The sequence below is a fragment of the Lysobacterales bacterium genome, assembly GCA_016703225.1.
Taxonomy (GTDB): domain Bacteria; phylum Pseudomonadota; class Gammaproteobacteria; order Xanthomonadales; family Ahniellaceae; genus JADKHK01.
The window spans coordinates 634,265-648,050 of sequence record JADJCM010000001.1; the positions used below are offsets into that span (position 1 = coordinate 634,265).

At 64.4% G+C, this 13,786-nt stretch carries 12 protein-coding genes; 2 read left to right on the forward strand and 10 right to left on the reverse strand.

Translation table 11 applies throughout. From position 1 onward, the window contains the following. Positions 1-8: 8 nt before the first annotated feature. Both ettA and IPG63_02705 read left to right on the forward strand, forming a co-directional pair. Positions 9-1,673, forward strand: a complete 1,665-nt coding sequence (gene ettA / locus IPG63_02700) for an energy-dependent translational throttle protein EttA (GenBank protein ID MBK6726162.1) — start codon at positions 9-11, stop codon at positions 1,671-1,673. Between the two features lie 5 nt (positions 1,674-1,678). Then, positions 1,679-2,551, forward strand: a complete 873-nt coding sequence (locus IPG63_02705; GenBank protein MBK6726163.1) for a hypothetical protein — start codon at positions 1,679-1,681, stop codon at positions 2,549-2,551. On the opposite strand, the gene IPG63_02710 is transcribed toward IPG63_02705, so the two are convergent. The 10 genes from IPG63_02710 to IPG63_02755 form a co-directional block, all read right to left on the reverse strand. Further along, positions 2,538-3,395, reverse strand: a complete 858-nt coding sequence (locus tag IPG63_02710) for a glycosyltransferase family 2 protein (protein MBK6726164.1) — start codon at positions 3,393-3,395, stop codon at positions 2,538-2,540. The genes IPG63_02705 and IPG63_02710 overlap by 14 nt on opposite strands. Positions 3,396-3,402: 7 nt before the next feature. Beyond that, positions 3,403-5,244: a hypothetical protein gene (locus IPG63_02715; GenBank protein ID MBK6726165.1), complete on the reverse strand. Its 1,842-nt coding sequence runs from the start codon at positions 5,242-5,244 to the stop codon at positions 3,403-3,405. A 15-nt stretch (positions 5,245-5,259) separates the two neighbouring features. Next, a complete protein-coding gene (locus IPG63_02720; GenBank protein MBK6726166.1) occupies positions 5,260-6,180 on the reverse strand; it encodes a methyltransferase domain-containing protein in 921 nt (306 codons plus the stop codon). 37 nt (positions 6,181-6,217) lie between these two features. Continuing rightward, on the reverse strand, positions 6,218-7,030 hold the full coding sequence (locus tag IPG63_02725; GenBank protein ID MBK6726167.1) for a glycosyltransferase family 2 protein: 813 nt from the start codon (positions 7,028-7,030) through the stop codon (positions 6,218-6,220). Next, positions 7,027-8,214: an ABC transporter ATP-binding protein gene (locus IPG63_02730; protein MBK6726168.1), complete on the reverse strand. Its 1,188-nt coding sequence runs from the start codon at positions 8,212-8,214 to the stop codon at positions 7,027-7,029. The genes IPG63_02725 and IPG63_02730 overlap by 4 nt, the downstream gene beginning before the upstream one ends. Further along, entirely contained in the window at positions 8,211-8,978 is a 768-nt protein-coding gene (locus tag IPG63_02735) for an ABC transporter permease (GenBank protein ID MBK6726169.1), read from the reverse strand. Before IPG63_02735 ends, IPG63_02730 begins: the two co-directional genes overlap by 4 nt. Before the next feature lie 60 nt (positions 8,979-9,038). Continuing rightward, positions 9,039-10,019 (reverse strand): peptidylprolyl isomerase, encoded by a 981-nt coding sequence (locus IPG63_02740; GenBank protein ID MBK6726170.1) that lies wholly within the window; start codon positions 10,017-10,019, stop codon positions 9,039-9,041. Continuing rightward, positions 10,019-11,077, reverse strand: coding sequence for a hypothetical protein (locus tag IPG63_02745; protein MBK6726171.1), 1,059 nt, complete (start codon positions 11,075-11,077; stop codon positions 10,019-10,021). The genes IPG63_02740 and IPG63_02745 overlap by 1 nt, the downstream gene beginning before the upstream one ends. A gap of 430 nt (positions 11,078-11,507) precedes the next feature. After that, positions 11,508-12,896: a hypothetical protein gene (locus IPG63_02750; GenBank protein MBK6726172.1), complete on the reverse strand. Its 1,389-nt coding sequence runs from the start codon at positions 12,894-12,896 to the stop codon at positions 11,508-11,510. Positions 12,897-13,294: 398 nt separating this feature from the next. Then, a complete protein-coding gene (locus IPG63_02755; protein MBK6726173.1) occupies positions 13,295-13,783 on the reverse strand; it encodes a hypothetical protein in 489 nt (162 codons plus the stop codon). Positions 13,784-13,786: the final 3 nt, after the last annotated feature.

Genomic DNA, 13,786 nt, shown 5'->3' on the forward strand with positions numbered 1-13,786 from the left:
GCATCGCCATGCAATTCATCTACACCATGAACGGGGTCAGCAAGGTCGTGCCCCCGAAGCGCGAAATCATCAAGAACATTTCGCTGAGCTTCTTCCCGGGCGCGAAAATCGGCCTGCTTGGTCTGAATGGTTCCGGCAAATCGACGGTGCTGCGGATCATGGCCGGCGTCGACAAGGACTTCAACGGCGAGGCGCGGGCGGCGCCGGGCATCAAGATCGGCTATCTGGAACAGGAGCCAAGGCTTGATCCCGAGAAGACGGTACGCCAGGAGGTCGAGTCGGCACTGGGCGAGATCTTCGACGCCAAGGATCGACTCGAAGCGGTCTATGCCGCCTACGCCGAAGCCGACGCCGACTTCGACGCGCTGGCCAAGGAACAGGAGCGCCTGGAGGCGATCCTCGCAACCGGCGACGCCGATACCCTGAACCAGCAACTCGAAGTCGCCGCCGATGCGCTGCGCCTGCCGCCTTGGGAAGCGGTGATCGGCAAGCTCTCCGGCGGCGAAAAGCGCCGCGTCGCGCTGTGCAAGCTGCTGCTGTCGAAGCCGGACATGCTGCTGCTCGACGAACCCACCAACCATCTCGATGCGGAATCGGTCGAGTGGCTGGAACAGTTCCTCGCGCGCTTCCCGGGGACCGTGGTCGCGGTCACCCATGACCGCTACTTCCTCGACAACGCCGCCGAGTGGATCCTCGAACTCGACCGCGGCCGCGGCATCCCGTGGAAGGGCAACTACACCGACTGGCTGCAGCAGAAGGACGAGCGTCTGAAGCAGGAGGAGAATCAGGAAAAGTCGCGCCAGAAGGCGATCCAGAAGGAACTGGAGTGGGCGCGGCAGAATGCCAAGGGCGGACGCAGCAAGGGCAAGGCACGACTTGCGCGCATCGAGGAACTGCAGTCGGTCGACTACCAGCGTCGCAACGAGACCAACGAGATTTTCATTCCGCCGGGTGAACGCCTCGGCAACTCGGTGATCGAGTTCAAGGGCGTGTGCAAGAGCTTCGGCGAGCGCATGCTGATCGAAGACCTCGGCTTCACCGTACCGCCGGGCGCGATCGTCGGCATCATCGGCCCGAACGGCGCCGGCAAGTCCACCCTGTTCCGCATGCTGATGGGCCTGGAGAAGCCGGACAAGGGCGAAATCGTGGTCGGACCGACGGTGAAGCTGGCCTACGTCGACCAGAGCCGCGACGCGCTGACCGGCGACCACAACGTATTCCAGGAAGTGTCCGGCGGCCTCGACATCCTCAACATCAACGGCGTCGAGATCCAGTCGCGTGCCTACCTCGGCCGCTTCAACTTCAAGGGCCAGGACCAGCAGAAACTGGTCGGCAACCTCTCCGGTGGCGAGCGCGGGCGCCTGCACATGGCCAAGACCCTGCTGCAGGGTGGCAACGTGCTGCTGCTCGACGAACCGTCCAACGACCTCGACATCGAAACCCTGCGCGCGCTCGAAGATGCGCTGCTCGAGTTCCCTGGCAACACCTTCGTGATCTCGCATGACCGCTGGTTCCTGGACCGCATCGCCACGCACATCCTGGCGTTCGAGGGCGACTCGCACGTCGAGTTCTTCCAGGGCAACTATCGCGAATACGAGGAAGACAAGAAGCGCCGCCTCGGTGCCGATGCCGAGCGTCCGCATCGCATCCGCTTCAAGGCATTGAAGAAGTAAGTGCGATGGACGAGGTGCTGCAATCGCTGAAGCGCGATGCGGCGCTGCATCCGGAGCAGGGCGGCCTCGTCGGCCGCATGCTGGATCGCGCCATGCACGTGGCGCCTGCCGAACGCCGCCTGGAATTGCCGGGCGTGCTACCCAGCCTGTCCTTCGTCTGCTGTTCGATCCAGACTGCTCTGGAGGCTCGATTTCGAGCGGAGGTCACACGCGCGTTTTCGGCCTGGCCCCAGACCGAGGTTTGCGTTCTCAACGACGCCCGCTCACTCGCCGAGGCCTACAATCGCGGCGCCGCGATGACGCACGGCGAGTGGCTGGTGTTTTGCCACGACGACATCCGCTTCCTGCGCGCGGATTTTGCCGCACGCCTCGCGCTTGCCCTGCAACGCTTTGATGTTTGCGGTCCGGCCGGCGCGACGCACCTCGTCGGACCTGCCGTGCTGTGGGGCGGTCCAGCGAATGGCCTGGCGCAAGTCACCTATCCACTGCCCGATGGCCGCTATGCGGCGACGCTGTGCGGCATCGGCCCGGTGCACGCGCGCGCCGAAGCGCTGGACGGCGTCTTCATCGCAGTGAAGCGCCGGGTGTGGGAGCAGGTTCGCTTCGACGCCGACCGCTTCGACGCCTTTCATCTCTACGATATCGACTTCAGCTATTCCTGCCATCGTCGGGGCCACGTGGTCGGCATCGCCCAGGACCTGCATCTGCTGCACGACTCCGATGGCAGCTTCGACGAACGCTGGTCGATCTTCGCCGATCGCTTCGTGCGCAAGCACAATCTGGTCGTCGCCGAAGCGCATCCGAACCCGACCGGTGGTCTTATCGTCGACGACTGCGCCCGCATCGCGGCGATGTTCGACGCGCTCAACGCCGCCTGAACATCGCCAGCAGACATTGCCCGGCGACGCGCGCCGCAAGCAGAATTAGTAGACAGCCACCGCGCAGCGACATGAGACGCACGCCCTCGTGCGTGGCGAAGTAGCGCCACAGACTGCGATGCTTGTGCCAGATGACGAAGAACGGCCGCGCCCGACTGGAACTGCCCTGCACATGCGTTACCGCAACCTGGTTCGCGACCAGAACACGTCGACCGGCGCCGCGCACGCGCCGGCACAGGTCCAGGTCTTCGGCATGCAGGAAGTAGCCGGGATCGAAGCCTCCGACACGTTCGAACAGGGCGCGCGGCAGCAGCATCAACGCGCCCGAGCAGGCATCGACTTCGCTGAGCGCCTCGTCGCGTGGCGCGATCTCCAGGCCACGGCCCGACCAGCCGCCGCAGCCCGGCAAGCGCGCGATCTGGGTCGCGAGGATGCGGCCCAAGCTGGGGTCGCGGCGGCGCGCGGCGGCTTCGCGTGCACCATCGCGGCCACGCACATCGGCGCCGAGAAGACCGATCGAGGCATCATTCGCGGCGATGTGCAGCAGGCGGGAAAAGCTGTCGGACTCGACCAGCGCATCCGGATTCAGGAACGCGAGCCAAGGTGCAGCGGTCGCATTCGCGCCATGGTTGCAGGCCACCGCGAAACCGGCGTTGCGGCCCAGGCACTCGATACGGACGCGCGCGTCGGCCATGGCGCGCACCGCCTGCAAGGAGCCATCTCCGCTGGCGTTGTCGACCACGATCAGTTCCGCGCAGGCGGGATCGGCGAGCACCCGCGCCACACATTGGGCCAACAACGGACCGCTGTCGTGGGCAACGACGACAACCGCGACGCGGTTCATGCCGACATCAGCCGAGACGACCGCTGGCACCGAGGTCGCGCGCCGCGCTCCAGATCTCCGGCCAGGCTCGCATCAGCTGTGCAAAACGTCCAAGCTCGGCACGAAAACGTCGCGCACAACCGGCGGCGTCGAGTTCCGGCGACCAACCGGCCAGCCGCGGCGGTCCGTCGTGCAGCATCGCCTTGGCATGGGTCTTGATGAGCGCCTGCAGGTCCGCGCTCCAGTGCACCGGCGCAAGCGCGCCAGCCGCAGCCGCCACGCCCTGCAACCGCTGGATCTGCGCACTGTGCGCGGCCAGCAGGTATTCGTCGAGCATGCGCAGCAAGGCGCGATCGTCAGCTGCCGCCAATTCCTCGAGTCGCGCCGCGGCGCTGGCGAGCCGCGCGGGTGCCGACGCCGCGAACAGATCGGGTTCGAATCGTTCCAGGAACTCGCCCAGGAATTGGTCGAAGCTGCGTTCGGCGGCGACGCCGTGCACCGGTTTGGCACCTGTTTGCGCGATGCGCACGTGGCCGCTGCTGGTCGGCAGATGCAGAATCCACGACTGCGGCTCGATCAGGCGCGTCATCGCGCCGAACAGGCCGGCGTCGCCGCGCGCGTCCGGGCTAACGAAGGCCGGCAGGCGCGAGAGGTCCTGCGCGAATGGAGCAAACGGCGTCGACGCCATCATTGCGGCGCGATCGGTGCCGATCCATGCCTGGGGCGATTCGATCAGCCGCAGGTAGCGATTGCGATCGTGGTACAGGTCCTGGCTGCTGGCGCGGTCGAGCGTGTACATCCAGTCGTTCGACTCGGACCCGACGTGACCACGGCGTCCATTCATGGTTGCGACGATGCGCGCGTCGGGAACCAGTCTTGGCAGACGTGATGGCGCGATGTCTCGCCACTGCTCGAGCGTCGGTTGCAGACGCGATTCCGGATCGAACAGGCGACCAACGTTCGCACCGCACAAGTCCAGATGCCAGCCGAGCAGATCGAAGTCGGCGTCGAGGCCGCTGGCCAGGGCCGCAGCGGGGTCGGTGTGGAATACCGCTGTATTTGTCTCGCGTGCTTCCAATTCAACGCCATCTTGCAGCAGCGGATGCAGCTTGAGCGGCAGCAGGAAGTCGTCGTCGCCAAACAGCATGCGTTTCCCCGCACCGAGCAGCAGCGCCAGATTCCAGCCGCGACCGCGACCACTGCGCGGCTGGCCGGCAGCGTCGCGCCCGATCAGATCATCGAGCGCGGCCCGGTGTTGCGGCAGGGCCGCGGTCAGTGTGTCCTGGATACGTTGCCAGGCGGTGCCATCGACGTGGCGGACAACATCGCCGGTGGCTTCGGCGTGCTCGTGCAGCAGGCGCGACTGCGCGGTCACCGCGTCGCGAGCACGCGAGTCGTCGAGGATGGTCAGGGCATGCGCGCTAGCCACAGTCGGCGCCTGCGCGCGCAGGGATTCCAACAGCCGCTGCAACTGCGCCGGTCGATCGCCGGCGCGGATGAAGAGTCCGGCCGATGCGGTCTGCGACGCCGCGGTCGCCTGCAGGAATGGTGCCGCGAAGTCCTCGGCGGCGATGATCAGACCGCGCTCGGCCAGATTGTTGAATACGCGGCGAACGCCATCGTCCGGCGCGCCCGGCGTCGCTTGGCGGATGGCTGCGACGTGTTCGTCGACGCTGCGAAAGGCGCGACAGTGGTCCAGCGCGCTGAGCACCTGATGTGTCATCACATGCGGCAAGTCTTCGTGTTGCGGCCGGAAAATGCACTCGCCGTTGCCGAGATCGGCAGCCTGTCCGGGGACCGTTGCAAACAGGGTCGCTGTCGGATCGCGGCGCGGCTTGGGCGTGACATCGAGGTCGATACTGAATTCCATCGGGATCGGATCCGGTCAGTGGCGGTGGAACGGCCAGAAGCGCAAGCGCGCAGGTTTTGCCGCTACCGCGGCTTCGAGTTCACGCACGCGCGCCTCAACGCGGGCCAGGTTGGCCTCGGCTGCCAGCAGCGCCTGTTCGCGCTCGGCCAGCAGCGTGCCCGCCTGCATGTTCTTGCGGATTTCGTGGTGATAGTGCGCGTACACGCTCTCGCTGGCATCGGCGAACAGGGCCAGCCCGGGCAGCGCCGGCAAGTCCTGCTCGTGCTGGGCGCAGTACGCGACGTAGTACATCGGCTTGCCGAAGGCGTCGCTGTCGAAGCGCCCGTCCGCCTGCGCCGTCTGCGCAAGAACAGCGGAGCGAGCGGAATCCAGCGTCCAGATCGCCGAGTGGAACCTCAGGCGCTGGCCGCACAGTCGCACCACGCGAAAATGGCGCCCGAGCAATTCGAGCAGTTCGTCGCGATAGAGCTCGCGCACGTGGAACTCGTTGCGCTGTCCGCTGGCTTCGCTGTACTCGGCTTTGTCCGGCGAAGAGATCATCGCGCAGCCACCTGGCGCCAGCGCCTTGGCCAGCCCCGCCACCAGCGCATTCTGCTCGGCCACGTGCTCCAGGGTCTCGAACGAAAGCACCAGGTCGAATTGTTCGCTGCCGAGGTCCACGCACGTGGCATCACCCTCGCGAAAACCGAGATTGGGCAGCAGCCCATACCGCGTCCGCGCATGGCGGATCGCCTCGGCGCTCACATCCACGCCCAGCACCGACTTCGCCACTGGGGCCACGATCGCCGCGCCGTAGCCTTCGCCGCAGGCGATGTCGAGCACACGCTTTCCGGGCGCGAGGTGGCGCGCCAGCGCGTAGCGATGCACGTGTTCGTACCAGATCTCGCGTACGCACTCGGGGGTGAAGCGCTCACCGGTGAAAGGGAGTTCCTGCACAACGAATCCTGTGGTGACGAAGGACGGCGAGGTCGCGTCAGGCGGTGACGACGCCAAGTCGGGCCGCAACCCGGGCCCGGATTTCCGCCAGCGGGTCGCGCTCGATGAAATCCGCGACGAGCGCATTGTAGCGGGGATAGCGCGCCACCAGCCGCGCCAGGTTCTCGCCGCCAGGACGCTCGCCGGTGGCGCTGAAGGATGCGTGGCCAACATGAGCGACGTATGCCGCCGGGCACACGACATGGCGCCAGCCATGCGCCGCCGCGCGCATGCACCAGTCATTTTCCTCGCCGTAGCCGCGGCCAAAGGTGGCCGCATCGAAATCGCCGACCGCAGCGATCGCGGCGCGCCGCATCCACATGCAGAATCCGACTGCAGTCGGAACCACAACCGGAACCGAAGTCTCGAGGCCAAACGCTTCCGCCACGCGGTCCGCGTCCTCCGGTACCGGGTTCGCCGCACAGAAGCGCGGAAACGAGCAGATCTCGGCGTTGTTCGAGAACGGCGTCACCGACGCGATCCAGGGGTCCGCCGCGGCGCACCTTTCCATCGCCACGAGGAATCCAGGGGTCGGCAGTGTGTCCGAGTTCAGCAGCAGCACGTCGTCGGCAGTTGCAGCGAGCGCGCGGTTCACGCTTCCGACAAAGCCCAGATTCACGGTGTTGCGTAGCAGCCTGCTGCAAGCTCGCGTCGCGACGTGTTCTGCGAGCAAGTCGGCAACTGCAGGGTCGGTGGAGGCGTCATCGATCAAGAGCACTGTGGTGCCTTCGGGGATGCTGCGTCGCAACGTCCGCAGGCAAGCCGACAGCGCCGCAGCGGCGTTGAATACCGGAATGACGATGCACGTCACTGCGTATGCCAGCGATGGGAAAGCTGGACCAGGCCGACCTCGCGCGTACGGCCAGTCACCACCAGGCTGCGCTCGACCGTGTCGAACAGACGGATCGCCTCCGGGTCCATGGCGTGCAACGCGATGGTATAGGTGCCCGGCAACAAGGCCAGCTCCGGGTAGCAGATCGAGAAGCGAAACACATGTTCGGAGACTGCGACCGGCTGGATGCCATCGAGTTCGCTGGAGACGCCATACACCGGAGTGCCATCGTGACGCTTCAGGCCGACCGCGAATACCGGCGCGCGGCCATCTGCGCTGTACACGGTCACGTCCACGTCCAGTGTCGTGCGCATCGCCAGCACTACCGGCACGTCGCGGGTCTCGCCGTTGATCGCCACGATGGTCACGGCGTAGTCACCGGTGGCGGCTAGCGCGCGCTCCTCGGCGCGCCGCCGTGTCGACTTGCTCTCCTGATAGGCGAGATAGCGCTGGGTGACATCGAACACGTCCCCGTAGGCTTCCACCCGCCCCTGGTTCAGCCACAAGGCGTGCTTGCACAACTTCTGCACGTGGTACATGCCGTGGCTCACCAGCAGCAGAGTGCCACCCTCGCGCAGATAGCCCTCGATCCAGGCGATGCACTTCTTCTGGAAGGCCTCGTCGCCGACCGCGAGCACTTCATCGGTGATCAGCAGGTCAGGCTTGGCCGAGGCGACCACCGCGAAACCGAGCCGCACCTTCATGCCCGAGGAATAGTGCTTCACCGGTTCATCGATGTAGGCGCCGATCTCGGCAAAGTCGATGATCTGCTGCACCTTGGCCTCGAAGTCCGCTGCCGGCATGCCGAGCAACAGCGCGTTCATGCGGATGTTGTCGCGACCGCTGTAGTCGGGGTGGAATCCAGCCCCCAACTCCAGCAACGGTGCGACGCTGCCGCGACGAAGGATGCTGCCCTCGCTCGCTTCCGCCACCCCGCAGATCATGCGCAACAGGGTTGACTTGCCGGCGCCGTTTTCACCGATCAGCCCGAGCGACTCACCTCGCCGCAGCGTGAAGCCGATGCCGGAGAGCACCTGCGTATTCTTGCGGTAGGGCCGCCCGGCAATGGCGTCGATCACCGACGCCAGGCGATCGCGGCGCCCATGCACGCGTGGATAGCGCTTGCCGACGCCATGCAGTTCGAGCAGGACGGAGTCGCTCACAGAAAGTCCTCGATGCGCGCGAGGAAGCGCGGCGTGACGACCCAGGCAACCGCGAGCAGCGCGATCGCGAGCAGGCCGGGCACAAGCAGGGGCGCGGGCGAAACCGCCCCGGTGAGCACGCCGTCGCGGATGACCTCGATGACTGCCGCGAGCGGATTCAGCAACAACCAGTCACCCATCTCCGGACGCAGTTGGGTGCGGTCAAAGAAAATCGGCGTCAGCAACATCCAGAAGGTCAGGACTTGCGGCAACAAGGTGCCGACGTCGCGGAAGAACACGTTTAGCGGCGCCAACAACAGCGACAATGCCACCGACAGCGCCAGCAACTCGCAATAGGCCAGCAGGGCGACCAGCCAGCCCGCACCTGGCATCGTCTTGCCCATCAGCAGCAGCGTCAACAGCACCAGCAGCAGCGAAACCGTCTGGATGACGATGGCTCCAAATACCGGAACCAGCACCAGCCAGATGCGCGGCAGCGCGATCTGCGCGATCAGCGCCGAATTCGCGGCCAGCGCGCCAGTGCCGCGCGCCAGCGAGTCGGCGAACACGTGCCATGACCACAGGCCGAGCGCGAGAAACGCGATCACATCGCCACCGACCCGCGATCCGAAGCGCGCGCCGAGCAACTCCACGAACACGAAACTGAAAATGGCGAGCAACAGTGCCGGGGTCAGCAGCACCCACGCGAAGCCCGCGAAGGTGCTGAGATAGCGCTCGCGCAATTCACGCCCGAGCAGGGCAAGTGCGAGCTGTCTGGACTTCACCGGCGATGGTTTCCCGTTCTCGCTCACTGCCCGGCTTGTTTCATCCGGGCATACGGCAAACTACTTCGCGCCGTCGCTCGGCACGGCCACGGCTTCAACGGCCGGAGCTTCCTTTTCTGCCACAGGTGCTGCAGTAATCTTGCCGTAGCGCTCGCGCAGCGGCAGCACACTCGCCTCACTGGCCTCGATTGGCAGATTCTTGATCCGCTCGACGTAGTCAGCCAGCTCCTTCTTGATGAAGGCATCGCTCTCTGCGGCGATCAAACGATCCTTTACGTCATCCCACGCGTAGGCCTTCCCGGGAGTTCTTGCCCTCAACTGGATCAAGTGATACCCGAACTGGGTCTTCACTGGTTCCGACAGATCGCCAGGCTTGCCCAGTTTGCGCACCGCTTCTGCGAACTCGGGCACAAAGCTGTTCACATCGGTATTTTCGTAGAGGCCCTTGTTGGTCGGCACGCCGGGGTCGTCAGAGTGCACCTTGGCCAACTCCTCGATCGTGGTCTTGCCGCTGGCGACCTCCGTCTTCCATGCCAGCAGCTGATCGTGCGCCTGCTGATCGGTGCGCTCTTTGGTGTCGAGCAGCACGTGGGCGATGCTGACGGTCTCGCTCGACTTGAATGCGTCGCGACTGGCCAGGAACTTCTCCTTCGCCAACTGCTCCAGATCGGGGACCTGGATGTTCTTGCGCAACTGCTCCAAGCGGTAGCGCATCAGCACTACTTCGACAGCCTGTTCCAACTCACGCTCAACCACCGGTCCCTTGTCAAGACCGGACTCGCGGGCTTCCAGCGCCAGATTGCGCCGCAACAGCAGATGACCAAGCAATTGCTGAATGCGCTTCGGACTATCAATGAAGCCCGCGCGGTCGCCGGCGGGCATTGCGGCCAAGTGGGCATCGACGTCGATCGCCCAGACCTCAGCCTTGCCCTGCTTTGCAATCAGATAATTGGACTGCGCTCCCGCTGGCTGCGCCTCCTGCGCAACCGCAGTGACTGCGCATGCGAACAGCGCAGCCACTGCAATCAAACGATTTCGCATCAGACGCCTCCAACGTAGTTTACGAACCAGTCGCACCATGCAGTGGTGCAAGTGGTCGTGGTCCACGTCCCGTCGTCAGTGGCGACGCTGTTGATGTAGTAGGTCTTGCCGGGCGTCAGATAGCAGTAGAAGCCTGGATTCGTTGGTGGCTTGGTTCCAATCTTCCAGGCGATACCGCCGGTCTCCACGGCAGAGGCCTTGCACATCGGGTCGGTAACGAATTGGAAGTCGCCTACGCAGGGACTGATCTGCACGCTGAAAATTGCCTGCGAAGCCTGCGCCCAGGAGATCTTGCCGGTAGCACCCGTGGCCACGCCGGTGGTGGAGAAGCCCATCGCCACGTACTTGCCGGTATCGATGAAGACGCGGGCGACCTGGTTGGCCTGATTGAACGTGGTCCCGAACAAGGGCGAATAACCCGTCACATTGATGCTGGTGCCGATCCCGAACTCGCTGTTCTGCTGGTTGAGGGTGCCGCCCAGGTTGTAGTTCGTCATCGTGGTCTGGCGGGTAAGGCCTGCCGTCGCCGGGCGGGTGTCGCACTCCGGGTTGCCCGAGCCGCCACTTTCCGCCACCGTCACCGTAACCGGGCCGCTGTTTGTCGACCCGAACGCATTGGAACAAGATACGGTGAACGGGTAGCTACCCGCAGTAGTGAGGTTGACCGTCGTGGGACTGGTTACGGCATTGCCGTTCCAGCCGGTCACGCCCGCAGAGGACGCGACGCATCCGTTGGTGGCATTGGACACCGCCCACGTCAAGGTAACCGAGCCACCGCCGGCCGCCAGAGCCGTCGTGCTGGGCATCAGCGCCGTCGTGAAGGTCGGAGCGGAACCACCGCCGCCGGTCGTCGGGCACCAGCCATCGTTGGAGCTGCCGGTCTCGGCGACTGGATCGACCGTGATATCGCCGGTCGACGGACTCACGGTAACGGTACCGGTCACTGGGATGCGGTGATATCGGAAGTTCCCGGTCGTGCCCAATTTCAACACCAAGTCACCGGCGCATGCTGATCCGGAAAGAATCATTAGAACAACGACCTTCAAGAATGTGTTCATCCTGTACCTCACGTTGACGCGGGAATCATAGCATTGCAAATGTTAAGCGGTCATGAGCAGGATCACCCTTGGCGACCAGCTTTGCAAGCAGTACCGGAAGCGGAGTCGCGGTGTCGCTTGCGGGCCGCCGCGCTCCTTACCCAGACGCAGGATCCTGGCGCTTCCCCCAGCGCCGGACCGGCTCGAGGTCCTCGCGGATTGAGCGACCTACTGCCGTTGGAGGCCGCGCAACGCCGTACGCATGGTCAACGGAGGCGCGTTCTCAGACGATGTCGAGACCGGTTGTTCTTGGCACGGCTCGGCGCGCCAGCGCACTGCGCTTGGTCCGGCCAGCCGTGGTCAGCGCCTGCCGACAGACCTCAACCACGTCGAAGCAGAAAAAAAGAACCCCGCCGAAGCGGGGTTCTCTGAACTAACGCTGAACGACCGATCAGTTGGTCGGGCAGGCAACAGCCGGAACGGCGGCATTCGGGACCACGCAACGCGAGCCCTTGTGCTTCCAGATACCGGCAAAGTTGGCGAGCACGCTGGTGGTCTGGGTGTTTTCAGCCCAGAAACCGGTGACCGGCATACCGACGTAACGCTGACCAGCGGCATCAGCACGGCTGATATGCAGGTTCAGCGGGGCGATGGTGTCGTCCCAGAAGCGCATCTTCATCCAGCCTTCGGTGAAGCTGTAATCACCCACCGCAACATTCGCGGCGAGCTTCGAGCCCAACACCAGCGTATTACCAACGATCGCATTGGTCGCATCAAACGTCTGCGGCTGGTCGAAGGTCACGACCTGCGCTTCCCAATACAGTTGGGGAGTGGTGATGGTGCCCGGCAGCGACGGCGAGAAGTCGACGCATGCATCCGCGCCTCCATCCAAGCAGTCCGAGGTGCCATCCGCTTCTTCGCGGTTGTAGACGTTCAAGCGGATGTCCACCGGCGCCGTACCCGCGCCTTCTGCGCCCGCAAAGACGTATTGGAACGGCAGAATCGCCGGCGCAACCTTGTCCACGTAGAAACGCTTGGTCGGGAAGGTCACAACCCACTCCGACGCCAGAATCGGCGTGCCGCCGACGCTCAACACGGCGTATTCATTGAAGATCGCGTCGTGCATGTAGACCGCAGAAACCGCATCGATCGCGGTGGCAAGCGGGTACGACGTGGTGACCAACGAACCATTGTTGAACACGATGGCGTCCGCACCGAGAGCCGTCGGGAAGTTGGCTTGGGCCAAGTTCGGGCTGACCGTACCCGGAGCAGCGTGCAGGTTGCTGACAGAGAAGCCGTCGATCGCGTCCGGCACGTAGGTGATCTGGGTACCATTCGCCACGTCGACGATCGCCGCGGCACCGAACAGTCCGCCACCGCCGTTTTCCACGGTCGGGGGCAGGGTGTCGATGGTTGGATCGGCACGCCAGTAGGCGGCCGGCGAAGCCGACGACGACCAAGCGGTCACGACCTGCGGGCAGTCGGCCGGAACGCCCGTGCCATCATGGGTAATGGCGTCCAGCGAACCTTCGGTAGCGTTGGTCACAATCGCCATCTCGATCATTTCGAGATGCCCTTCGCGGGTGCGATCCAGACCATTCGGGCCGGCGTCATTAAAGTTGGAACCGCCGAACGCCGTCAGATTGACGTACTGCAGGTTACGGAAGGCGATGTAGCGCTGGCCGTTGCTGTTGAGCGGCAGAATGCTGTTCGTCTTGATGTTCGGGACCGTGCAGCTGTTGTCGTTGGTCGACAGAACCGCCGGGGTGACGCCGGCGATTTCGTATACCGCACCCGACCAAACGTCGTAGGGCGACAGGTACAGGTTGAAGTCGAGCACTTCGCGCGCTGTCACCGCCGTCGACGAAGCGGACCTTGACGGCCTTGCCGAATTCGGTCGTGTTGACCACCGAAATCAGCGTCGAGTTGCCACCGTTGACGGTGTAGTAGGGGTAGATCAGAACCTGGCCAAGGCCATCGGGGTTCAGGTTCACGGCGTTGGCGACGCTCGCGATGCCCGCCACACCGGCGATGCCCGCGATGACCGCGTTCGTCAGGGAGTTCTTTTTCATCACAACACTCCTAATTAGGACCACAGGGCTTTTGCTCGCGACTCGCCTGCCTCGGCTAGCTTCTTTGGCTACCAGAAGACTCGGTTACGCAACAGCAATCGTAATGCTATAGGAAGGCCTCAGGCAACGCAAGCTGCTGCCGTCGCCAGTACTGACCGGGATCAACTCAACGCTGGCCCTCGGGGAGATGGTACCAAACACCTTCGATCAAGAGCCAGTTCTCGGTGACCGAGGAGGTCAGCGACTGTTTGCCCGGAACACCGGGAACGACGGTCTCGACGGATACCGAGAGACTGACCTTGCAGGCGTCGCTGGACGAGCAAGCGTGGTCAACGTAAACGGCCGCGGTCCATTTCACCCGACGCCCATCCAGCCACTTCGCATATTCGCCTTCGGTTTGCACAGCCCGATGACCTGGCGTCAGGTAGGTGTAGGCGCGCGCGGCGTCCTTGGCGATCAGCAGCTTCCAGCGGTCGGTGGCGCGACGTTCCAGCGGGGCGCGCGGATCGCTGGACACCACTACGCCACCTTCGGTCGTCGCAACTGCAGCTGCATCGCCGGCTTCGGGCTTGCCGGCAGGGGTACTTGCACAACTGGCGAGCAGTGCGGCCATCGCCGCCGTCGCGACCAGAGTCCAGACGCTATTGATCTTCATTGC

Excerpts from the sequence above, each read along its gene's own strand:
- ettA (MBK6726162.1), top strand. The coding sequence starts at position 9 with ATGCAATTCATCTACACCATGAACGGGGTCAGCAAGGTCGTGCCCCCG.
- IPG63_02705 (MBK6726163.1), top strand. The coding sequence starts at position 1,679 with ATGGACGAGGTGCTGCAATCGCTGAAGCGCGATGCGGCGCTGCATCCG.
- IPG63_02710 (MBK6726164.1), bottom strand. The coding sequence starts at position 3,395 with ATGAACCGCGTCGCGGTTGTCGTCGTTGCCCACGACAGCGGTCCGTTG.
- IPG63_02715 (MBK6726165.1), bottom strand. The coding sequence starts at position 5,244 with ATGGAATTCAGTATCGACCTCGATGTCACGCCCAAGCCGCGCCGCGAT.
- IPG63_02740 (MBK6726170.1), bottom strand. The coding sequence starts at position 10,019 with ATGCGAAATCGTTTGATTGCAGTGGCTGCGCTGTTCGCATGCGCAGTC.
- IPG63_02745 (MBK6726171.1), bottom strand. The coding sequence starts at position 11,077 with ATGAACACATTCTTGAAGGTCGTTGTTCTAATGATTCTTTCCGGATCA.
- IPG63_02755 (MBK6726173.1), bottom strand. The coding sequence starts at position 13,783 with ATGAAGATCAATAGCGTCTGGACTCTGGTCGCGACGGCGGCGATGGCC.